Consider the following 23,279-nt stretch of genomic DNA (forward strand, 5'->3'; position numbering starts at 1 on the left):
TTAAACATTTTAATAAAATATTTATTATCGTCTAGTTGTTAGAAAGACACTTCCCCGCTTTAGGGGATTGAAACAAGTGCTAACCCTGTTAAGGCATAAAGTCCGTATTTTGTTAGAAAGACATTTCCCCGCTTTAGGGGATTTAATTTCTTTATAAATCAGATTAAAAAAATACTTTTATATTGTTTTAGCTATTTTTTAGATGAAATTTATTTCCGTAAAATATACAAATGATTTAGATTTAGATTATATTTTTATCTTTAATATTACTTCGCAATAATCTGAGCTAAAATTTTAAGTCTTTAAAAATACGACTAATTTTTCTTACAATCTCCCAAAATCAATTAAAGGAGAAAAAATGAAAGAAATTCACAAAATTAAATTCGCTGTATTTTACGCAGCAAAAATCCTAAGTGCAATGTATCTTGCTTATTATCTTTTTAGCGTGGTGTTTTCACTAGCATTTGGCTTTAATCTTGCTGTGGTGTTGAATGTAAATTTAGTAGCTGTTGCATTATATTTTTATTTTAATAGCATGGCAAACAAGGAGCTAAACGAGTATTTAAAGGATTAAACATTTGCTTAGCTTTTGCAGGCAAATGCCTTTGGATATTAAAAAAAGGATAAAGATGATTGATTTGCTTGTAGATATTATTTTATGGGTTATTGCGATAGTTCTTTTAATAGCTGCAATAGGTGGCGAAAAGTTTGCCAGAAAGCTAAAAGAATTTGCCGATAAGTTATAGGAGTGAGAATGCAACAAATGATAGGAGAGTTTATAGTGTATGGTTTAGCTGCGTTTTGTCTAATTTATGCGATATTTTATAAGCCAGAGAAAAAGGAGCGATAATGACAAATATTCAAGTGTTTCTTGGGATAATTGGCTTGGGGCTTTTAGTGCTTTTACACTATACACTAAAGCATCTAAAAACGATGAAAAAAGAGAAAAGAGAGAAAGATAAAAGCGATGATTGATTTGATTGTAGATATCGTTGTTCCAGTGATTTTAGGCTTTGTGGTGCTACACTTTTTCAAAAAAGCAATACAAATAGATGAAGACGACTAAAACACAAAAGGAGACAAAGTGATAAAAAAAGAATACAAAAAACTAGGAAAAAAGATATGAACATGCAAAAAGCATAGGTATGTTTCGCTGGTTTTAGTAGGTTTAGATTGTAAGGAAAGATTATGGAATTATTGGCAAACATTATTGTTTATGGCTTATGTGCCTTTGTGTTAGCAAGTAGTATCGCAATCTATATAATTGAGAGAAAAGAAGAGAGAAATAAGGATAAAGATAAAAATGATTGAGCTGATTTTGACTGGTTTAGCTTTGATATGTGCTGTGTATATTCATACATATTTGAATGATAGATTAATAAAAAAAATAGAAAAAGAGCAAGATAAGGGTTAAAAATGAGTGATTGGTATATGTTTATACCGCATATTGTCGGTGTTAGTTTTGCAATATTTTTTGTGTTATTTGCAAAATATCAAAAAGATAAAAATGATAAAAAATGAAATCATATATAGGCATAATAATTCTTACTTTTATTTGTCATAGATACTTTAAATATTGTGATAAAACAGACACACAAGAAAAGCAAAACGATGATTATAAATAAGTACTAAAGGTCACATATGTTTGATATATTAAATGAGCTTAAACCATTTTTACCAGATAAAGAAAAACAAGCTGAGATTTTAGCAAATCTAAAAGCCAAAAAAGAAGCAAAGCCAAAGCTTTTAAAGCATAAAAACATTGAGTGTATATTCTTATCGCTCGATGCTCGCAAAAAATCTAAAAAATGTATATATAAATATGAAGATATTGAGTTTAATTGCGAAAGCGAAATAGGGTTTTTAAAAAAACTTTATCCTGATATAAAAGTCAATATTTTTTGCACTGAAAAAACCCAAAAAACTCACAAATATCACATGGGACAAAAACTCATAAAAATAACAAACGATGAAAAACTTTTTTCTCAAATCTCAAATCATTTAAAGCTTAAAACTCAGTATATTTTCATAATCAACAACCTTAAAAACCATCATCTAGCTAAAGCTTTAAACCTTGTAAAGTATTATAATATAGAGCTTTTGGATTTTTTAAAGCTTAAAAACAAGGTGCAAGTTAGCAAAATCCAAAATGAATTTGATGAGAGCTATTCTAATGTTTTGTTTGCTTTAAATGAGTTTGAAAACACCCTAAAAATGCCGTTTTTAGATACTAAAGAGCCGCTTTTTTTAGCGTTTAAGGATTTTTCTAAGTTTTTGTTGCTTGGAAATTATGAGCGTTTTATAAGTGCATATAAAACCATCATAACAATAACTACTAGCATAAGTAAAACAAGTATTTTTAAGCCTTTTAAGGAGCATATTTTAAATATTTTTAAGCGATTTGGCTTTGATAAATTAAACATCACAAAAAGCAAGGCAAATTCTTATCATTTTGTGGATTTTAAAAATTTTTTGATTGTTGCAAAGCTTTTTTATGATAAGAGTTATTATCTAAACTCGGCGATTATGTTAAAAGAGGGAATAAATTTAAGTATATATAAGTATTTTTTAGATGATTTTGGTGGTAAGTTTAGCAATAATGATAAGCAAATAGTTTTCTGGTATGTATTCTCAGAAATTGAAAGATACAACGAGCTAAGCATTGATGTAATCAAACATATAAAACTCTTAAATCAAGCAAGAGCAAAGGTTTCTGATGTTAGGAATGCATTTGTTCATTTAGAGTGCGGAATGGATTATGAGCTGCTTATAAAAGAGCTTAAAATATGTCTTGATACTACTGAACTTGTGTTTTTAAAATCGGCACTCTCAAACCTAAAACAACATAAACACTTTTTAATAAGTAAGGTCAAAGAAATCTTGCAAAATAGACAAAACGGCTACGAAAATACAAATAAATTAAAATTGTGATTTTGTTTTTTGATTTGGCTTTTTGTAGCCAAATCAAATGTTTGTTTTTAGTCAAAATGCTAAAATTCTCTAAATCTTACATGTTTAAATATACTTTGTTTTATGCCGTTTTCATCTTTTATAACATCTCTTTTTGTGGTGGCATAAACGGATTTTAATGATTTTGCTTTAGCATAATTTATAAGCTTAAAGCATAAACCAAAATCACCGCTAACAAGCAAAAAATCATCTTTTTTAGCATTTTTATCAATGTATTCATAAAAATCCCTTGCATAATCATCTAAGTTATCAAGGCTAGGTGGAACATTTGAAAACTTAGTTTGCAAATCCTTTGGCAAGGCTTTAAACTCTGCTACGTTTAGACTAGTTTTAGCATCGTTTATTTGCTCCTCGCTTAGCTCGTGCGAGAAAAATAGGTGCATACAAATCATTTTGATTTTTTCCAATTTGATTTTTGTTTATTTTTTATAATTTGTATGTTTGCTTTAATTTGTGAATTTATGATTTTTTTATATTGACTAAGCTTGTCTAATCCACCTTCTTCAGTAAATATTTTTTTGGTTTTTTCTAATAAATTATTTATAGCCTCTGGGATTTTAGCATGATTAAATATTGGGTCACAGTGAGACATGCTATTTCTAATATCAGCTATACCATCTCTAGTATTGAAGATAATTTTAATAAATTCTGCTACTTTTTCATCTGATTTTATTTCATTGTAGCCTTCATATAGATTTCTAATAGTCATACCTGAAGCTTGAGTTTTAAAATAATGTTTTAAATCCAAATCATCATCGGCAAAATGAAGATAAAAACCATACTGAAGTCCCTCAAGTATAAATCCAGCTGCATTTAAAGAATATGATTTATTTAAAAACAATTTAGCTAAAATGAAAAAATCATTAGCGTGAGAAGTGATTTTTATTTTATTATTATATTTGGCTTTTTCAAAGTTAAATTCTTCAAATTCTTTAAGCTCGTTAAATATATCATTTATCATCGGCAAAAGTGGATAAAGTGGGCTTTGTTTGTTAGTTTCTATCTTTTCTTTTTCTTTTTTTAGTCTTAAATAATTTTCTTTTATTGCTTGAAGCTTATTTTCAAACAAACTATTTGATAAATTTTTTAAAGCTATATAAAATTTATCATTAATATCATCAAAATATATTACTTTTAAATTTTGAGAAAAAGTAGTCAATGCAAATGAAAGCCTCATAGTATTTGAGTAATTATCCAAACTTACGATTTGAAAATTATCCTCACCCATCATTTTTGCATAAATAAAATTTATATGATTTGCACCGTTAAAGCTATACTGCATAAGACCTGATAAAAGTGATACAAAAGCGGTATCCCTAAACCCGTGAGTAATATCTATAATAATATTTTTATCACGAGTATCTTTTATAATTTGCGTTAGCCTTAAAAATAAATCATCTAATTTATTTTCATCAAAATCTTCTATGCTTTTTTGTTCATTTTTAAGATTATATAAAAGATTTTCACAAGATTCTTTAACGCCCTTTGTAGCAAAAAAAACAAAATCTGTATTTTTATCTTTTAAATTTTCTATCAAGCAAGTTGTCATATTTAAAAATGCCCCACCTTCTAAAATTAGGTTTGGGATTTTTATATTTTTTGATATTGTATAATTAGAGCTAGGACTTTTATCATCAATCCTACCTATAAATGTTATCACTTTATATCCATTGATGAATTTTTGCTCTTTTGTATTTTCTTTTGGCAAATTTTCATTGATTTGGCTTATATTTTGAGGATTTTGTGTATTCTCATTTTGCATTTTATTATCCTTATTGCTTTTGTTATTAACTTTTTTGATAATTTGAAGTCCTTTTCTATTTGGCATTTTTATTTCACTCATTTTTACACCTTTTGCAAGGCTTTTAGCCTTGCTTTTTATAATTCACTTGGTTTTGGTAAAACTTTATCCTTATGCTTAAAATCATTCATATGCATATAATCGCTATCAATATTTTTTGATTTTTCATAGTTTAGCATTATTTCTAGTTCTTTTAGTCTTGGCTCTTCCCATAAGCTAGTATTTTTTGAACCAATTTGCCTTAGAATTTCAGTCTCAAAAGCCTTTGTAGAGTTTTTTAGAAGCTCTTTTACATAATCTTTTGTCTTGTAGCTCAAGCTTAACTTAAACTCATCATCTTCTAAAAACAAATTCTTATAACTTTCAGTCATATCATACACACTTAAATTAGCCTTTATTTCAACACTTCCGAGCCCAAGTGGTTTAGCCCCTCCAAGCTTATGAAAACAATTTTTTGGCAAGTTCAAAACAAACATCAAAGCACCTAATTCATAGTCTTTTAGGTTGGTAAATCTTATTTTGCCATTAAAAACTACATTAGAATTTATTTCGTGTATTTTGCTTGTTACATTATCGTTACCATTACCTAAATTATCACTTATTTTAGTTTTATGATGATACATTTTATATCCACGGATATTTACTTCATCGTTATAATGCTTAATCTGTGAAAGTTTCGCTCCAACTTTATTTTCCAAATACATATTAAATGATGTTGGCTTTGGTTCCATCAAAACAGCACTTCTTTTATTTTCAGCAAATACATCTCCTTGATTTTCGCTTAATTTTGCATCTTCAAAAAATACCCTTGTAGCAAAAGCACTTTCTTTACCAAAAATACATTCAGCCAAATCAAACTCGTTTTCGCCAAATTCATACTCAGGTATATGTTCTTTTACACTTTTAAAATAAGGTATTCTAAAATACGGAGTATGCCCAAAATAAACATTACCTTCATAAATTGTATAAAAGCAAGGTATCGCACCATTAAAATCTCCATTGTCTGCCGTTTTTACAATATCTAAAAAGGCTTTTCTTTGGGGTTTGTTATCGTTATCTGCATTGTAAGTTTTTATATCGTTGTAATTAAGAATTATTTTTTTAATTTTTTTACTTAATACTAATTCTTCTAAATTTTCTTTTGTGTATTTTTTAAAAGAAAAATAAGTTTTCTTTGCTGACTTTAAAGAGTTAAAGCTCTCATTAACTTTATCTCCTAAAGTCCCTGTATAAACATCAATTTTATCTTCATACTCAAGCATTTGCATATTTTTATTAATTATAACCCTGCACCATTTAAGCAAATCTTGTTTTTTAGAATTGTCGTTAAAAATATCTTTAAATTTTGCTGAACCATCATAAAAACTATGTTTTTTATAAGCATTTTGTGGAATAGAATAAATAGCGTATTTTCTAAAACCAAGTTTTACAAAATACCCCATATCTGCATTTGCTCTAAACACAACTCTTTTTTTTCCATCATCATCTATTCTTTCAGTTCTTTTTGACATTATCTTAAGATATTGTTTTTTAAGAGTGTCATCTTTTTCTCCTGCCATATTTCTATAATAAAATTTATCATTATTATAGATCTCAAACTTACCATAACTTACTATTTCTACAAGGTTTCTTATCATTCCCCTTAGGCTTGAGCCTGGGATTTGTGGTTTGCCATCTACCATAAAAAAATCTTTATAGTCTTTATCACTTTCCTTTTCGCTATCGCCTATAAAAAATGGTGTTTTTGTAGTAATTGTTAAATTTATTTCACCACTAACCCCATCAAATTTATTAAAATCATTAGGCTTATCAAAACTAGCAAACTCATTTTTATGATTTAGCGGGATAAAATTGTAAGGAGCTGTAGCTTTTTCAGAACTTTTACCATCTTCATTTTGCCATTTATTATTATGATTTTTATACTCTTCTTGGCATTTTTTCTCCTTTTGCTTTTTTTGTTCCTCAGCATTTTTTACTGATTTTTCTACTTGATCTCTTAAATCCTTGCTTAATCCACCTTTTTTGCCAATGTCTGCCAAAGCTTCCCTCATAATACTAAAACTCATCTTATCTCCTTTATCTTATAACCCTTTATCGCATAGCCTTTTATATAAGCTTGGTTTGTTTCCTTGTGATAATCCACAATGTCGTATTTTTCTATGATGATTTCATTACCTTTTTGCATTTCAAGCGGTAAGTAAAACTTCCCACCCCTACCATCATCTACCTTGCTCCAGCCGTTTTCACACTTTACAACTTTACCTAGCATAAGAGTATTGCTTTTGATTTGTTCTTTATCAAATTCATACTTTCTAAATTTATTTTCGCCCCACCAATAAAGTTCTTTATTCTCATTAAATATACGAAATTCTAAAATTTCATCCATCTGCGGAGTTGTAAATTTAAATTTCATTTCACTATTTTTAATACTGCCAAAAAGCACTTTATCTTTAGTCCATACTATGATTTGTGCATCATTAAAATCTTTTAAAAGCTCTTTCATTTTAGCAACTCCTTAGCTATTTTCTCAATATCCTCAATTTCTAAAGGTTTATTATTTTCACGAACTTTAAAATTTTCTTTTTCACCTTTAAACACTCCACGACCGACATTTTTGCCACCACCAACAGCTAAAAATCCAGCACACAAATCCCTTGCTACAAAAAGCATTAAGGCTTTTTCTTTTTCGTACCTTTTTAATTTTTCTTCATTTCTTGCTTTAATTTGTTCTTTTTCTTCATCTGTTAAATTTTCATTTTTTTCATCTTCTAATTTTTGTGATAAAACCTCTATAGTTAGATTGATTTTTCCACCATAAATAGCCTTAGCATCAAATAACGCCCCATCAATGGTAGCTCCGCTAAATCTATCTATTTTATTTCTTTGATGAAGTTTAGGAGGTAAAACGCTATCAATCTCGCTTTCATTTATTCTAACTCTTGATTTTTTCGCTGTATTGCCATCAACATAGCCAAAAAGCTCATTTACAAACTCTTTGCTAAGCTTAGTATCAAAAGTATTTGCTATTCTTAAAGCTTGATGCCTAATAGCTCCTTTAAAGCTCGTCCCGCTTGCTATACTTTTACCATCTTCACACAAACTCGCAATATCTGCTTTCTCATCATCATTATTTACACTACCTATTAAAAGCGAGTTAGTGATGTCTAGCTCTAGTTTTATTTCAAAATCTTTTTTATCTTGCTTAAACTCCACAGCGTTTTCATAAAACGGCTCTTTTAAAAACTTTTCATATCTTTTAAACTCATCGTTTTTACTAAAATCAAACTCGGTTTTAAAAAGTTTTTTCATAGCAAACTCCCCAAAACCACTCATAGTTTTCATACCTACTAAAAGCTCTGAGTTTATAGCCTTTTCAAACTCTTCTATCTCATTAGCAAAATCATCTTCATAGATATTTATAAGGCATTCAAAATTAAACTCAGCACCCTTAAAAACCACTTCATAATCAAATAAAACTCCGTTTTTAGCTATGCCATTTTCACTATTTATAGCAACACTATTTCTAATGCCCATTTTAGGCTTTTCTTCGCACTCACAATCACTTAAAATCACCAAACTTTTATTATCGTTATCGCCTAAAAGTGGATTATTTTTAAGCTTAGCTTTTAGCACTCCAGCAAGGCTTGTAGCACTTATATAAGGCTTGTCGTCTTTATCTTTTAAGCACAAGCTGTCTATAAAATCACCTTCCTTTGAGCCTATGCTAAAGGCTGATAAATTTTCTAAAATACCTTTATAAAATATCTTTTTTCTTAGTTTTTTATGCACTTCTTGGCTCATTTTTCATCCTTTTTTAGCTCTTTTCTAGCTTGTTTTATCTTGCTGATTAGCACTTTTTTTTCTATACTAAAAAACATTTCTTCGGTGTAAAAATCTTTATAAAAATAATAAATTTCTTTATTTGATTTTTGTTTTTTATTTGATTTTTGTTTTTCGTCTTTAGTTTCATTTTGCATTATTTTTTTAATATCAATTTTTTCTAGCCTTAGCCCTTTATCTTGCATTTTTTTATAAAAGGCGCTTTCTTCATATTTTTCTTTAAACTGCATTTTAAAGTCTTTATCTAACTCAAAAGCATTTGCAATACTTTGCATTCTACTTAGCTCACTTGCACTAAATGTCTCTCCATGCTTTTTATAATTTTCATCTTGGATAGCATAGTCTTTATACCCTTTGCTTAAAAATACCCTTTGCTCTAAATCTTGCTTTAAAATATTTTTTAAAGTTATCTCTATTGTTTTAAGCTCATCATTGCTTGGTCTTTTTGGTTCGTTTTGTGAAATTTCGTTTGTTTGTTTATCTTCTTCATCCTTTTCTAGTTTTAAATCATTAAAACCTTTATAAGCTTTAAGCCACCCAAAACCAAATTTATCTTGAGTCTTTAGCTGCACAATTTCCGAATGTAAATTCCCACTTACTTTAAGCACACTTCCTATGCTAAAACCCATTACTTGCGGGGTTTTGCACTTGTAAGAATTGTTATAAAACTGTGCTTTTTCATATCTTGAAATAATAATTTCTTTTAATTCCAAATCACATTCCTCAATATCTTTTAAAGCCGATTTTAAAGCATCAAAACTAGGTTCAAATCCGCCAATTTCGTTTCTTAATAATATCGGACTAATCGCTACTAGATAAAACTCTCCATTAAAACTAGTTTCTTTATCTTGAGAACTTTTAAAGCTGATTTTTACCCTACCATACTGAGAGTTTGCACTCTTGCCAAGCCTTAAAACCTTGCCATCAAGTTTACTAAAATCCTCATCATACATTAGCTTTATAGCAAATTTTTGTCCTTTTCTAAGTGCTGTATATGAAAAGATTTTGTTTTTATACTTTTTGTTGTCTTTGTGTTTTTCAAGCTCTATTTGATTTGTGTCATCTTCATATTTTTCACGCTCAGCTTTACTCATATTTTCTTTATCGGCCAAACTTACATGGGTTTTGTTTGTGGTACTAATTTTTGCTTTAGTTAAAATGCCGTTTTTTATGCAAACATATCCACCTATGCTTGATTTTTTCTTATCATTGTTTTTTTCTGTAATTTCATTAAACACCACAAAATCATCTTCATATTTAAGTTTTTTAAGATTCATCGGTGCTGGATAAAAGATATTTTTATCATCATAAAAATAAGCATTTTGAGGATTTTTATACTCCACTCCAAGCTTTTTAAACGCTCCCTTTATAGCACTTGCACTTAAATACCCTTTAGTATCTACAGTGTTTTCATCGCCACTTAGACTTGTAAGCACCACATCATCAAGTAAAGTAAATATCATAATGTCTTTATGAGTTTCGTTTGTTTGAGCTGCTTTTTCATTGCTTAGGCTATCTATTATCTCACATTTTACTTTGCCAAAGCCACGGGTTCTTTTATGCCCTATGTAGCGAAGATTTAGGCAAATTAGTTCTAATTTATCTTTTAAATTATAATTGCATTCAATATCGCTTTCAAATACAAGCTCTTTATCATAAGCCCTAAAGCGTCTTAAACTGCCTTTTTTTGCTACACCGGATTTATCAAGGCTTGTTTGGTTTAGTATCACTGAGAACGAATTTTTTATTATTTCTTGATTAAAATCACTTGATAGCTTTTCTAAAATCTCACTATTTTCAAGCTTTGCATCACTTAGTTTTATAATACCTTCCTCGTTTTCATTACCAAAAAGCTTCAAAATATCCTTTTTTTTATCTTCAGTCCAACAACCCATAGAAATTAGCTCATTCGCACTATCTTTTAGCATTCCTTTTAGGCGTTTTGCACTGATATATGGCAAACCGTATTCGTTATAATCACAATCTAAATCTATCAAAGCATCACCACTTCCATTTGTGATTATCGTATTACTAAGAAGTTTTATTTTTAATTTCATTTACTCTCCTTTTGTGGGTAAAATGCACTTAGTTCTATCGCATCAAGCAACATATTTTGATATTCATTTTTTATCTTATTACCATCTAGCAATTCATCTTTTTTAAATACTTCATTTTCACAATAAATATCAATATATTTTATGAGATTATCATCGTTTTCATAAAACAACAAATCTCTAATCTTCATCATCTTAGACCTTGCCATTTTATTAAGTATATTTATGAGTTTTAAAAGTCTATTTAGCTCATATTCTTTAAAATTGTTATTATTGTTTATTACATAGCCTTCAGCGTTTATGTATTTGTTTTCTCCACTAATTCTTTCGCTTGTATAAACATTTTCAAGATAATTTAATCCCGATTTAACTTGATTAGAAAGAATTAAAAACGACAATGTTGATTTATTATCGGTTTTATCTTTATCTTTATTTTTTCTTGCTAGTGCTTTTGCCTTGCTAGCTAATTCTTCGCTAAGATTATATGCTCTACTAAAAGGCGTTTTAGCCTTACATATTGCTATACCAGCACTTGCACATAAACCACCATTAAAGTGCTTCTTTGAAGCCTTTTCAAGCTCTTCTATAAAAGTCTTGCTAAGCCAAACCCCAAGCCTACCCTCACTAACAAAAGTAAAATCATCTCCGTTTAAAATAATCGGTCTAATAGGTAAATAATACTCATCATCCTTTTTAAAATCATCCTTAGTGATTTTTACATCTTTAAACTCAAAACCATCATTATCTAAGCGACTAGCTAGCTTATCTATCATTTGAGTAAAGGCTTCTTGCATAATCTCATCAATTTTTTTAGAAAATTCTTTTGACTCTTCTTTGTTTTTTAACTTTCTAACCTTTTCTCCAAGTGCGTTAATATCGCAATGTACCACGCTTATAAAAGCATTATTATGAATATAAATTTTATCTAGCTCGTTGCTAAACTCATAGCCTTTAGCGTCCAAATACTTATTAAATCTTTTGGCATTTTCTACCATCTTTCTTTTGCTAGCTGTTGCATTGCTAATCTCTCCATCATCATTTACACCGATATTTGAGCTAGGGCATAATCTTTCAAAACCGATATTGAGTGAATGCGTAAGTGGATAAAAGCTGTTTCTAATCTTATCTAGTTCATCTTTAGCACCGGCGATATCTTTTTGATAATCCCCACTCATTTCGTAAGGCACTAGATAAGGCACTAAACTAGGATAAGTTTTAAGTAAATGTAGGCTGTATTTTTCTATAAATTTTTTCGCATCATCAAGCTTATCAAAAAACAAATAAGCATTCCCACCACCACTAAAACCATCTTTTATCTTGCTTTTATCAAATTCAAATTCCTTGCAATTTTCCTTTATTATTTCAACATCAGTCGCTCTCGCTATTATCTCACTAGCACCTACCATATCTTTTAGCTTGTTTGAGCTAAAGATATATTCTTGTTTAGCAGCTATATCAACCAAAACTAGATAATCACTCATTTATATCCTTTCTAAAATTATTTTTCCAAAACCAAAAGCCGTATGCTTTCCAACCCCTGTGATATTTGCTATTTCAAGTAGCTTTACACATTCATCATCAAGATTTATAAACTCCACTTCACCTATTTTGGCATGAAAGTTCATTTTTCTACCTTGATTATTTGAGTATCTTAGTAATTTATAGTCGCTTAAACTTTGACTATAAGAAAAATTATCATCAAAAAACACCTTTTCACTTATGCCATTTATCTCATTTATACGGCGTTTTAGTGAAATAAAAAAGCTTAGTGGATTAAAATCAGCGTTTTTATCATTTATCATAAACGGGGTTTTAAAAATCACTTTTATATTTTTGTGGTGGCTTTGTGGATTTAACTCAATGCTTTTTATATCTTTATTTAATACTTCGCCTTTATTACCCATAAAAGGCTCATCGTTTAAAAGTATTTTTTCATAATCAAACTTTTGTCTATTTACCCCAAGCCCTAAAGCTCTCATTTGCTCAATCGCCAAAGCAAAATAAGGTGTATATTTTACGCACTCATTAAAAAGATAAATACTAAAATCATAAGTATTAAAATCAATCTCAAGGCGGTATTTTGAACTAGCGTTGTCTTTGTTATAAAACATCTCAAAAACACTCTCATCAACCCTTTTTAACGCCCAGCCCAAAGTCCCCCGAACAGCCGAACCGTTAAACTCATGCAAAGGCTTGATATTTATACCCTTTACGCTTAATTTTATATATTTCATCAAACTACCTTTTTAAATCAATAATAACATTTATAAATTTATTGTAATTAAACTTCAAAAGAATTTAAAATCGGAAATTAAAAAATTCCAAATAAAGCAAAGCCTTGTTTAAAAGTTTAGGCTTTGCCAATTTTGTTTGCTAGTAATTATGCAAAGATTTTAGCTCTTTTATGATTTTGTCTTTTTCATAATTTGTCCAAAAACTACCAGCTAAGATAATCACTAGCAAAGCATCACTAAATAAATTCCAGCTAAATCCAAGCTTAGCAAAATCCAAGCAAACTCCCACGCTAAGAGTAAGAACTAGTAAAAAATCTAAAATATACTTTCTCATAAGTCCTCCTTAAAGCATATTTGTAGTAGCATTTTGCTTTTGCTCTTTTGCTTTTTGTTGAGCTTTTTTAACTCTTTTTGAAAAGTCGTTTTGCTCATACTCTAAATACACCGAAAAGCTCATATGTGGTGAGTTTAGCTTGATTTTTTCACCCTTTAAAGCATATTCGCTTAGCCTATCGCCTACAAAAGGTTCTACGCTTTTTGTAATTTTATATTTTTTATTTAGTGAAGTTTTAAGCTCATTATAAGAGTTTTTATCATCAAAAATTAGCCTTGCATACACCAAAATCCCGTCATCATCAAAGGCAAATTCAGCATTTTTAAGATTATCCATTAAATGACAATTCTCAAAACTTAAAAACCTACCATCATTCGGATAAACTCCATCTATTAAGTAGCTTTCTCTATATTTACAATCTAGCTTTTTTACATCTTCAACATTGCTTTTACCAATATTTAGCCCAAAAGGACCTGCTGCAAACATAAGACTACTTAAAACACTTGCTAAAAATAATTTTTTCATAAATTCTCCTTAAGATTAAAAATGTAAGGAGAATTTATTTAAACATAGTCAAAAAATACGAGATTATCTAAAGAATTTATTATAAATATTAATTGCAGAATCTATGGCAGGCAAAGCCCCCATAATAGTAACTAATATAACAATCCAATTAATCATTGTTTTTAGATTTTTATATTGATTTGCTTTCTTTTCGCTTAATTCTATTTCGGCTATTTTTGCAATATCTTTTGTTTGAGTCTTCATCTCTTCATAAAGATGTATTATATGATAATTTTTCGCCATTAATTCATATATCGCATATAATTCATGTCTTGATTGTAAAATAGGGTTTTTATAAAAATACCTTACATCATATTCAAGCAAATCTTTTCGTATTTTTATAATATCTTCTAATCCATTATATACAGCAAGTTGCTTTATATAATCTTTTGTTCGCAAGATATAATAAATCAAAAGACAATAAACCATCATTATTCTAATTCTTTGATCAAAAAAATAGCAATCAGAATAAAATCCACGAACATCCACAAGCATTTCAATACTTTTTGTAATCAAATGATTTTGACTAGTTTTATCTAATGTATGAGAATTTCTAAGCATATATGAAGCAATATTTAGCGTATCATTAAAATCACTTTCTAAAGGCTTGGAAGTATTAGCAAACAAAGCATATAAATAGCGATAATCAGTAGAGTTTTGATCCTTTTTTGGGTAAATAAAAAAATCATTTTGAATATTTTTTAGATTGTTTATAACATCGGCTTTATTAAAACTTCTTTGCTCTATTTCAAATATTCTAGAAAAAATCTTAATATAAAACTTATCATTGTTTTTATAAAGCTTTATATAATTAGCTAAGTCTCCTAATAAAAATTCATGTGAAAACTCGTAATCCGTAGCATCACTAGGCACAATATCGCACTCAGTATAAATCCTAAAATAATCAAACTCAAGCTCACTTTTTATCATATTTCATCCTTTTCATAGCTTTTTAAAGCTTCGTTTAGATTATCGCAAAACGCCTTTTGTAAAGACTTTGGCGAGATAATTTTTATATCAGGTAGCCAAGTTTTAACAAACCTTAAAATCTCAAGCTCTTGAGAATAGATAATGCTAATTTGTAGTGGATTTTCATTTACAATCTTTTGGGTTTTGAAAAACTTTTTTATATCTTTTTGAAAATACCTTGCAATTTTAGGGCTAATTTCTAGTATAGCTTCATATTCAGCCTTTTCAAAAAGGCTTAAAGAATTGCTAAGATTTTTTATTTTTCTATCTAGTCCTTCTGGGATTTCTAGACTTAGATATCTTTCTTTTGTGATTTCTAGCTCTTTTATGAAGGCTACTCGTTTTAACTCAAATCTATCATCAAATTTTATTAAAATATACCAGTTTTTATCAGAATAAATCACCTTTAAAAATATAGCACCTTTTATTTCTTCATCTATGTAATCAATGTTGATTTTGCGTCCTGTTATAAGAGATTTAAGACATTTTAAAATAAAATCAAACTCTATTTTGCTTAGCTTTTCATCTTGCAAGGGATTGTCAATAGCTATGAAATTAGCCTTAAATTTTGTTAAAAGCTCTTTTTCATCGTTTTGTTTTAAATAAACCTTAAAGCTCTCTAACGCTAAAAACTCATCATAAGTATATCTATGCCCCATGTAGTATTTGATAACTTCATCTAAGCTTTTAAGTGCGGGTTTATAGATACGGGTTTTGCTACTCATATCCACTTCTATAAACTTGCCAAAGTCACTATCTAAAATCTGATTTATATACTTGCTAAAGTTTTGTTTAGAAATGCCAAGATTGTTTATAAAATACGAGCTACTAACCCCATCTTTATGCTTATAAATAATCTTTAAAATCTCAAAATAAGTGTATAAAATATTTACATTTGTTGCCATTTTTTCTCCTTAATTTATAGTGTTTTTATAATCTAAATCTTAATAGCTGTAAGCAAAGCTACTAGCAATATTACCCCAACAACAGCACTTTTTACAAACTCGCTATCGTGGTATTCTAGTGGTAAATAATACTCATAAACCATCCCAAGGCTTAGCATAAAAGCTATTGCAAAGATAGTTATTTGATACTCTTTTAGTATTTTTATTAACGCTTTCATTTTTGCTCCTTTAAAAGCTCTTTTATTTCGCTTAGATTTTGTTCTATAATATCTAGTTTTTTGCTTATGATTTTTTGCGTGTTTTTGTTATTTTTGGGTTTAATTTGCTCCATATAAAGGATATTTACAAGACATGCCATTGTCCAAAAAACAGCCAAAATCATCAAAAAATCTTTGTAATTTTCAAGCTCACTTTTATAGATAAAGCAAACCACAAGTCCTACAAAAATAAAACCCAAAAATATATATAAACTAATCATTTTTTGCCTTTTATCTTTTTTAGTTTTTTTGAAATCTTAGTGGCTTTTAGTCAAAAAATCTTATACTATCTCGTTTAGTTTAGTAAAAATAATTTTTCCGATTAGCCCTAAGATAATCATTATTACGCTTACATAATATATCCTATAGTCATTTGAACCATCATAAAAATTCATGATATGTCCTATAGCAAATACATAAAACCCAATACTATAAACTTGTTCAAAAACCCCAAAAGCCCCAAAATGTTTGAAGTCTTTTTGGCATAAGCTCATAAATACAGTAAAAACGATACAAAGCACAGCAAAACCCAAAATCCTAGCTATAATCCACCAGCCTTTAAAGATAAAAAACGACATAAACACCCCTAAAAGCCCAAAATCTTTTATCGTTTTAAATAGATTAAAAAATATAATATTTAGCATTTTTACTCCTTTGATTTTCGGATATTTTGCCGTATTTTAGTCAAAAAATCTTTTACTATTATATAAATTATATTGATGAAAAATGATTTGAAATTCCTATTTTAAATTCTTGAATTTATTTTGTGTATTTTGTTCTAAATGTGGGGGGCAAAGCATTCAATCCCCTAAAACGGGGAAACAACTTTTAGCAGTTAGAAAAGCTGATGAAAATTTTAAAAATACCTTGATTTCAATCCCCTAAAGCGGGGAAGTATTGTTTAAGCTAAATATAACCTTAAAACCTAGCTTATAAACAAACGAAATTTATTTTCTCTTTTTTATGCTTTTTAAATAATTCAAGGCAAAAAAACCAAATATCAATAAGCCCAAACCTACTATTATTAACATTATCTGAGTACTAGTCATAAAAATCCTTTATAGTATTTCAAATTCCTATTTTAAATTCCAAAAAGCCAAGCTTTAGCTTAGCTTATATTTTCTTTACATAATGTATCTTATCGCCGTTTTTGATGTAAATTACATTATTTTGACAATACACCGTATAGTTTGCGATTTTAAAATTATCTAGATTTAATGAACAATTTTTGATGATATTATCTGAATTTTTTTCAACCACTTCTTTAGCCTTTTCTATATCTTTTGCACCAACAAATCCTATGTAACGCTTTTGATTATCTTCTATTTTATAGGTATGTAAGGCATTAAATTCATTATTCACTTTAGAAAAATATTTAATTCCTATATATCCATTAGAATGATTAGGAGTTCTTAATATATAAGCAGATATATTATGATAAAGACTACTAGTTAGTGCGTAGTTTTTAGGATATGCTTCATGTATTAGTTTGTTTATATAAGCCCTTTGTTCAAACGGAATTTTTTCATATTGACTTAAGTCTTCAGCTCTACTAACTACTTCATAATAAGCAGCAGGCATACTATAATAAGTCTGATATTTAACCTTAGTTTCATTTACATATCTTTCTAATTCCCCATTAAATGTCTTTTTGAAAGTAAATGGCTTAGCATTAGAAACACACGATATAGTATAATCTCCAAACTCACTTATGCCTTTGTCATATTTAACACTTTCTAATAAATAATCCCCTAAAAGCATTACTTTATTTTCAGTAGTATCTCCTACAATATAAGGAATTCCATTATATCTAGCTTTACAAATATGATATAGTGGCAAAATTCTATAATAAAATCTTTTATCATTTGTGCTTCTATCAATACCTGCATCTTTTTTTACCCAAGTTATTTTATCATCTCTTTCATCTACATAGCGATAATAATCATCTGTATTTATATAAGGAGCATTTTGTGGAGTTTGGAATTTAATTACAAATAAAGCAGTAACTTCAGATTTATACTCGCCAATAAATCTATCACTATCATCTACAAAAGCATATTCTCCAAATTTATGCGTAATTTCAAATGATTTATCCCCTGCTTTACATTCAAAATATCCATCAGAAATCTCATAAGGCGAATAATTATCCTTTATTTTGACAAACTCATCAACTTGTGGATTATCAGCATTAAACAATGCTGGCTTATGTCTTAACATAGAGCTAAAAACTTCTTTTTTAATTACACTTTTACCACCTATACCTTGACAATATCTATAAGCATGATGGTATAAATTTAGCGATTGGTCATTAAGAATAAGGTTGTCATATTGTAATAATACTTCATTGCCTTTAGAATAAATAGTTCTTATAGGTTTTTTGGTGCAATACGCATGAGGTCCATGTCCAAAGCAAGAACTTGGATACTCATAATTATTTAAATATTCTAAGAAACTTTGATTATTAGTAGGTTGTGGTATTTCAGGAATACTATAATCACTCACACAAGCAGAAAACATCAGCGCAACACTTGATAATAAAATTGTTTTTTTCATAATTTCTCCTAGTTTTATAAATATTTTTCACTTTACTAAAAGATAGTCTTAAAATCTAAGACCGAAAATATTTTGAAGTAATTTTTAAATAAATAGGCTATGAAACAGAATTGAAGTTTTAAATTTAAATCCCCTAAAGCGGGGAAATGTCTTTCTAACATTTAGATAGCGATGATACTTATTTTAAACTTCATCAAGTTTCAATCCCCTAATGCGGGGAAGTGTCTTTTCAACAAAAGCTTTTCAAGGCTAAAATCTTCAACCACAAGGTTTCAATCCCCTAATGCGGGGAAATCTCTTTCTAACATAGTTATAAAAGTGTTTATTGATGAGATAAAAACGGTTTCAATCCCCTAAAGCGGGGAAATGTCTTTCTAACATCTATTTAAATACTCTTAAACAATTACTTAAAAAGGGTTTCAATCCCCTAAAGCGGGGAAATGTCTTTCTAACATTAAGGTATTAAAAAATCCATTTGTGTTTGATGAAGTTTCAATCCCCTAATGCGGGGAAATGTCTTTTTAACGCATATGCTCCAACATTTAACTATACAGTTAACCAAGTTTCAATCCCCTAAAGCGGGGAAATGTCTTTCTAACAAAAAAATTGGGAATTAGACTACAACACAAACTTGATTTGGTTTCAATCCCCTAATGCGGGGAAGTGTCTTTCTAACCCTTAATTCTTCCATACTTTTGTTAAAAAGATTTAATAAAAAATGATTATAAAAAACAATGATTAATATTATCTAATAAGCATTTAAAATAAAATTATTAAAAAAGTAGCAAATGCTAAGCAAAAATGAAATTTCATAGCTTAAAGCTCTATTTCTTCATAAAGATTTTTGAATTTCTTAGTATTTTCTATTTTTAAGTATTTTTTAAGTTCTAAAATCCCTATAAAATAAGCATTTTAAACCTTAGCTAAAGCTTAAAATTAGAAAATACAAAGCCAAATTCATAAAATCAAGTAAAATTTCTAACTCTTAAGCTAATTTTAAGCCAAAAATAGGGTAAATGCTAAGCCTAAAAATAAGCCTTACAGCATTCAAATTCCTATTTCAAATTCTTTTTTAAAAATCTTTGCTAAAATCTAAACTTTATCAAATACAAGGAAAAATAATGCAATTTTTAAACATAAATAAATTACCTAAAGAAAACTTAGAAAATATGGGCTTTACTTGGCATACTGATGCTGATGGTTCGCCTTATGTTGATGATAAATTAATAGTAATTAGCGAAAAAGAAGCGAATAATTATTATGAAGCTTGCAATGAGCTTTATGATATGTTTGCAAATGCTGGTGAATACGCAATATCAAATAATCTTTTAGATAAGCTTGGCATTCCTTTTAATCTTCACGAAATTGTGAAAATGTCTTGGGAAAACGATGTTCATTGGCATTTATATGGGCGATTTGACTTAGCTGGTGGGCTTGATAATTTACCTATAAAATTGCTTGAGTTTAATGCAAACACTCCTACGGCTCTTTTTGAAACTGCGATTTTACAATTTGAGCAACTTAGGCTTAATAATCTAAAAGAAGTTAATCAGTTTAATCATACTTATGAAGCTATTGTTGATAATTTTAAACGACTTGTAACTTTAGATGAAGATGTGAGTAATTTTGATGAAATTTATGAAGGCTGGAAAATCCTATTTACTAGCGTAAAAGACGCTGAAGAAGAGCTTACTACAAGACTTCTTATGCAAATGGCAATTGACGCTGGGTATGAGTGTGAGTTTGCTTATATTGAAGATGTAGAATTTAGCGAAGATGGAGTGTTTTTAGGTGATATAAATTATGAGTTTTGCTTTATGCTAATTCCTTGGGAAATCATAGCTATTGAAGAAAGCGAATTAGCACACTTGCTAACAAAAATCATTAAAAATCAAAAAGCAATCATTCTAAATCCAGCATATACCTTGATGTTTCAAAGCAAAGCTATTTTAGAGCTTTTATGGCAGCTTTATCCAAATCATAAATATTTATTAAAAACAAGTTTTGTGCCTTTAGAAAATACAAAGCAAGTTAAAAAACCATTCTTTGGAAGAGAAGGTGCAAATATTACGATTTTTGATAAAAATGGCGAAATTATTACGAAAAGTAACGGCGAGTATGAAAATAATGGCTATATTTATCAAGAATTTGCAGAACTTAATCATTATAATGAAGAGTTTTATCAAGCAGGGGTATTTTTCGCCTACGAAGCTTGCGGACTCGGCTTTAGAAAAGGCAATGCAATACTTGATAATTACGCAAAATTCGTAGGCCATATTATTAAATAAAAAGGAGTAAAAAATGCAAGAGATATTATCTCTTACTTCTTTTGTAGTTAATACAGATATAAAAGAGAATTTAAAACAGGAATTACAAAAATACAAAAGTATTTTAATAATAGCAGGTAATACTGCTTATTCTAAGTTTAAGCATAAATTAGATTATGCTTTAACTAGTGATTTTTATCTAACACATGCTAAAGAATGCTCGTATTTAGATATTAATAAAATCTTAAATGAGTGTGAAGGAAAATCTTTTGATTTGGTTTTAGCTATTGGTGGCGGTAAGGTTATTGATACTTCAAAATATATAGCAAATAAGCTTAATTTAGAAATAATAACTATTCCAACAATTGCTGCAACTTGTGCTGCGGTGTCTGCTTTATCGGTGATTTATGAAGATGAGAAATTTAAAGAATTAGCTTTATTTAAAAATCCACCTTTAAAAACTTTCATAGACTTAGAAACCATTAAAAACGCTCCTAAGAGATTTTTAATAGCAGGTATTGGCGATACTATGGCTAAATTTTATGAGTTTGATTTGCAATTAAAATACGCAAAAGCAAATAATATAAGAGTAAATTATTCAAATCACTTAGGCAAGATTTGCAGTATTTTATGCAAGGATTTAAATTACGAATACGCAAAATCTTTAAATGATGATTTGAGTTTTAAAAATGTCGTTATGTCAATCATCGTAAATACTGGCTATGTTTCACGCTCAATAAATATTGAATACAATGGTGCTTTTGCACATGCAACTTGCTATGCGATAAGCTATGATAAATTAGTTGAAAGAGAGTTTTTACACGGAGAATTAGTAGCTTTTGGTGTGTTGGTTCAATTAGTGCTTGAGAAAAACTATGATGAATATGAAAGATTAGTGAAATTTTATAAAGAAATTAATCTTCCTACAAAATTAAGTGATTTTTCAAATACTTTAGATACTAGCAAAATTGCTGAATTAATTTTAGCTTCAAGCGATGTAAAAAATCTAATTAGCTTAGGTTTTAAAGTAAATAAAGAAGATTTAAAACAAGCTTTAATTTATAAAAAGGAGATTTAATGAAGATTGTATTTTTAGACGCAAATACCTTAGGTGGAGAAAATATTGACGCTTTTAAAGAATTTGGCGAAGTTGTTGTATATGATAAAAGCGCTGAAAACGAAGTATTAGAAAGGCTAAATGGTGCTACGGTAGCAGTGATTAATAAAATAAAAATGAGCCGTGAAGTAATGCAAAATTGTCCTAATTTAAAGCTAATTTTAATTAGTGCAACGGGTATGAATACGGTTGATTTAGATGCTGCAAAAGAGCTTGGAGTTGTAGTTAAAAATGTAGCTGGATATAGCACAAAAAGTGTTGCTCAGCATACTTATGCACTATTATTAGCCCTAATGAATGAAACGCTTTATTATAATGAATATACCAAAAATAATGAGTGGTCTAAGAGTGAGTTATTTTGCGATTATTCAAGAAGAATTCACACAATAGAAGGCAAAACTTGGGGAATAATTGGACTTGGAGCAATTGGAAGAGATGTTGCAAAAATAGCTCAAATGTTTGGAGCAAATGTAGTTTATACAAGCCTTAGCGGAAAGAATAATAATCCTGATTTTAAACAAACAAGCCTTGAAGAATTGCTAAAAGCTAGCGATGTTATCAGCATTCACGCTCCACTTAACGATAAATCTTATAAATTAATAGGCGAAAAAGAATTAGCAATGATGAAAGATGATGCGTATTTGCTAAATCTTGGTCGTGGTGGAATAATTGATGAAGCTGCACTTGCAAAGGCTATTGATAATAAAAATATTAGAGTAGGGCTTGATGTGGTTGAGTTTGAGCCTATGAGAGCTGATAATCCATTGCTAAAAGTTAGCAAAAAGCAAAATCTTATAATTACTCCGCACATTGCTTGGACAGCTTGTGAGTGTGTAACAAGACTTGTAGGAATGATGGTAAATAATCTAAGGGATTTTTTAAATGGCAAATAAGCTTTATTTAAAGCTTTATATTAAATTATTTTTAGGGCTTATCTTAGCCCTAAACCTTAGTTCTTGTGTTAAGCAAACGCCTAGCACAACGATTAATATTACTCTAAAAAGTCCTTTGATAAAGTTTAAAGGGCAAGGCTTTTTAAGAAATCATAAAGGTGATTTAAGCCTTGATTTATACACACTAGGAAAATATGTAAATACTCTAAAAATTAATGAAAAAATCTGTTTTGACGGCGAATGTTATACTAAAAAAAGCTTTAATGAGAAGTTTTTTGGAAAATGGTATTACGATGATTTATTAAAGGATATAATTGAGTGTAAAAGCATATTCCAAAAGAAAAATTTCACAAAAACTCAAGATGGTTTTATGCAAAAAATTGATGATATTGAATATCAAAAAAGTAATTTAAATTGTAGCTTTTCATTAAATAAAACAACAATTAAAATAAATAAATAATAAATTTTATTACTAAGCAATATTTTTTTAATAATAATCCTAAACTGATTAACAAAAAAAG

At 28.8% G+C, this 23,279-nt stretch carries 24 protein-coding genes; 8 read left to right on the forward strand and 16 right to left on the reverse strand.

Translation table 11 applies throughout. The features are described from left to right. Nucleotides 1–358 precede the first annotated feature (358 nt). From AVANS14531_RS07110 to AVANS14531_RS07125, 4 genes are all read left to right on the forward strand, one after another. A complete protein-coding gene (locus AVANS14531_RS07110) occupies nt 359–574 on the forward strand; it encodes a hypothetical protein (RefSeq protein ID WP_336611851.1) in 216 nt (71 codons plus the stop codon). 275 nt (nt 575–849) lie between these two features. Then, nucleotides 850–975: a hypothetical protein gene (locus AVANS14531_RS07115; protein WP_336611852.1), complete on the forward strand. Its 126-nt coding sequence runs from the start codon at nt 850–852 to the stop codon at nt 973–975. A 213-nt stretch (nt 976–1,188) separates the two neighbouring features. Further along, nucleotides 1,189–1,311, forward strand: coding sequence for a hypothetical protein (locus tag AVANS14531_RS07120; RefSeq protein WP_336611853.1), 123 nt, complete (start codon nt 1,189–1,191; stop codon nt 1,309–1,311). 330 nt (nt 1,312–1,641) lie between these two features. After that, nucleotides 1,642–2,931: a hypothetical protein gene (locus AVANS14531_RS07125; protein ID WP_336611854.1), complete on the forward strand. Its 1,290-nt coding sequence runs from the start codon at nt 1,642–1,644 to the stop codon at nt 2,929–2,931. A gap of 59 nt (nt 2,932–2,990) precedes the next feature. Here AVANS14531_RS07125 and csx20 read toward each other — a convergent pair whose 3' ends face one another. The 16 genes from csx20 to AVANS14531_RS07205 all read right to left on the reverse strand — a co-directional run bounded on the left by csx20 (nt 2,991) and on the right by AVANS14531_RS07205 (nt 18,481). Next, nucleotides 2,991–3,362, reverse strand: a complete 372-nt coding sequence (csx20, locus tag AVANS14531_RS07130) for a CRISPR-associated protein Csx20 (protein WP_336611855.1) — start codon at nt 3,360–3,362, stop codon at nt 2,991–2,993. Next, on the reverse strand, nt 3,359–4,813 hold the full coding sequence (locus tag AVANS14531_RS07135) for a hypothetical protein (RefSeq protein WP_336611856.1): 1,455 nt from the start codon (nt 4,811–4,813) through the stop codon (nt 3,359–3,361). Before AVANS14531_RS07135 ends, csx20 begins: the two co-directional genes overlap by 4 nt. A gap of 35 nt (nt 4,814–4,848) precedes the next feature. Further along, nucleotides 4,849–6,837 (reverse strand): TIGR03986 family type III CRISPR-associated RAMP protein, encoded by a 1,989-nt coding sequence (locus AVANS14531_RS07140; protein WP_336611857.1) that lies wholly within the window; start codon nt 6,835–6,837, stop codon nt 4,849–4,851. Continuing rightward, the gene (csx19, locus tag AVANS14531_RS07145; RefSeq protein ID WP_336611858.1) at nt 6,834–7,274 is read right to left on the reverse strand and encodes a type III-D CRISPR-associated protein Csx19; all 441 of its coding nucleotides are present in this window, start codon (nt 7,272–7,274) and stop codon (nt 6,834–6,836) included. Before csx19 ends, AVANS14531_RS07140 begins: the two co-directional genes overlap by 4 nt. Then, a complete protein-coding gene (locus AVANS14531_RS07150; RefSeq protein ID WP_336611859.1) occupies nt 7,271–8,572 on the reverse strand; it encodes an RAMP superfamily CRISPR-associated protein in 1,302 nt (433 codons plus the stop codon). The genes csx19 and AVANS14531_RS07150 overlap by 4 nt, the downstream gene beginning before the upstream one ends. Further along, nucleotides 8,569–10,668: an RAMP superfamily CRISPR-associated protein gene (locus tag AVANS14531_RS07155; protein WP_336611860.1), complete on the reverse strand. Its 2,100-nt coding sequence runs from the start codon at nt 10,666–10,668 to the stop codon at nt 8,569–8,571. The genes AVANS14531_RS07150 and AVANS14531_RS07155 overlap by 4 nt, the downstream gene beginning before the upstream one ends. Continuing rightward, entirely contained in the window at nt 10,665–12,146 is a 1,482-nt protein-coding gene (locus AVANS14531_RS07160; protein WP_336611861.1) for a Cas10/Cmr2 second palm domain-containing protein, read from the reverse strand. The genes AVANS14531_RS07155 and AVANS14531_RS07160 overlap by 4 nt, the downstream gene beginning before the upstream one ends. Then, nucleotides 12,147–12,899 carry a CRISPR system precrRNA processing endoribonuclease RAMP protein Cas6 gene (gene cas6, locus AVANS14531_RS07165; RefSeq protein WP_336611862.1) on the reverse strand — a complete coding sequence of 251 codons (753 nt, stop codon included), beginning with the start codon at nt 12,897–12,899 and terminating at the stop codon, nt 12,147–12,149. Between the two features lie 139 nt (nt 12,900–13,038). Then, the gene (locus AVANS14531_RS07170; RefSeq protein ID WP_336611863.1) at nt 13,039–13,233 is read right to left on the reverse strand and encodes a hypothetical protein; all 195 of its coding nucleotides are present in this window, start codon (nt 13,231–13,233) and stop codon (nt 13,039–13,041) included. Between the two features lie 9 nt (nt 13,234–13,242). Further along, nucleotides 13,243–13,758: a hypothetical protein gene (locus AVANS14531_RS07175; RefSeq protein ID WP_336611864.1), complete on the reverse strand. Its 516-nt coding sequence runs from the start codon at nt 13,756–13,758 to the stop codon at nt 13,243–13,245. 63 nt (nt 13,759–13,821) lie between these two features. Continuing rightward, on the reverse strand, nt 13,822–14,727 hold the full coding sequence (locus AVANS14531_RS07180; RefSeq protein WP_336611865.1) for a hypothetical protein: 906 nt from the start codon (nt 14,725–14,727) through the stop codon (nt 13,822–13,824). Next, a complete protein-coding gene (locus tag AVANS14531_RS07185; RefSeq protein ID WP_336611866.1) occupies nt 14,724–15,671 on the reverse strand; it encodes a WYL domain-containing protein in 948 nt (315 codons plus the stop codon). Before AVANS14531_RS07185 ends, AVANS14531_RS07180 begins: the two co-directional genes overlap by 4 nt. A gap of 32 nt (nt 15,672–15,703) precedes the next feature. Beyond that, a complete protein-coding gene (locus AVANS14531_RS07190; protein WP_336611867.1) occupies nt 15,704–15,889 on the reverse strand; it encodes a hypothetical protein in 186 nt (61 codons plus the stop codon). After that, a complete protein-coding gene (locus AVANS14531_RS07195) occupies nt 15,886–16,149 on the reverse strand; it encodes a hypothetical protein (protein WP_336611868.1) in 264 nt (87 codons plus the stop codon). Before AVANS14531_RS07195 ends, AVANS14531_RS07190 begins: the two co-directional genes overlap by 4 nt. A gap of 60 nt (nt 16,150–16,209) precedes the next feature. Beyond that, nucleotides 16,210–16,572 carry a hypothetical protein gene (locus tag AVANS14531_RS07200; RefSeq protein ID WP_336611869.1) on the reverse strand — a complete coding sequence of 121 codons (363 nt, stop codon included), beginning with the start codon at nt 16,570–16,572 and terminating at the stop codon, nt 16,210–16,212. 469 nt (nt 16,573–17,041) lie between these two features. Continuing rightward, nucleotides 17,042–18,481, reverse strand: a complete 1,440-nt coding sequence (locus AVANS14531_RS07205) for a hypothetical protein (RefSeq protein WP_336611870.1) — start codon at nt 18,479–18,481, stop codon at nt 17,042–17,044. Between the two features lie 1,121 nt (nt 18,482–19,602). Here AVANS14531_RS07205 and AVANS14531_RS07210 point away from each other — a divergent pair. Genes AVANS14531_RS07210 through AVANS14531_RS07225 form a run of 4 tightly spaced genes read left to right on the forward strand, consistent with a single transcriptional unit; the run spans nt 19,603 to nt 23,218 of the window. After that, a complete protein-coding gene (locus AVANS14531_RS07210; protein ID WP_336611871.1) occupies nt 19,603–20,769 on the forward strand; it encodes a glutathionylspermidine synthase family protein in 1,167 nt (388 codons plus the stop codon). 13 nt (nt 20,770–20,782) lie between these two features. After that, nucleotides 20,783–21,826 (forward strand): iron-containing alcohol dehydrogenase, encoded by a 1,044-nt coding sequence (locus AVANS14531_RS07215; RefSeq protein ID WP_239817506.1) that lies wholly within the window; start codon nt 20,783–20,785, stop codon nt 21,824–21,826. Then, entirely contained in the window at nt 21,826–22,758 is a 933-nt protein-coding gene (locus AVANS14531_RS07220; RefSeq protein ID WP_336611872.1) for a D-2-hydroxyacid dehydrogenase, read from the forward strand. Before AVANS14531_RS07215 ends, AVANS14531_RS07220 begins: the two co-directional genes overlap by 1 nt. Beyond that, nucleotides 22,748–23,218: a hypothetical protein gene (locus AVANS14531_RS07225; RefSeq protein ID WP_336611873.1), complete on the forward strand. Its 471-nt coding sequence runs from the start codon at nt 22,748–22,750 to the stop codon at nt 23,216–23,218. Before AVANS14531_RS07220 ends, AVANS14531_RS07225 begins: the two co-directional genes overlap by 11 nt. The last annotated feature ends 61 nt before the right edge of the window (nt 23,219–23,279 follow it).

This window comes from Campylobacter sp. Cr9, from assembly GCF_020138295.1.
Taxonomy (GTDB): Bacteria; Campylobacterota; Campylobacteria; order Campylobacterales; family Campylobacteraceae; genus Campylobacter_E.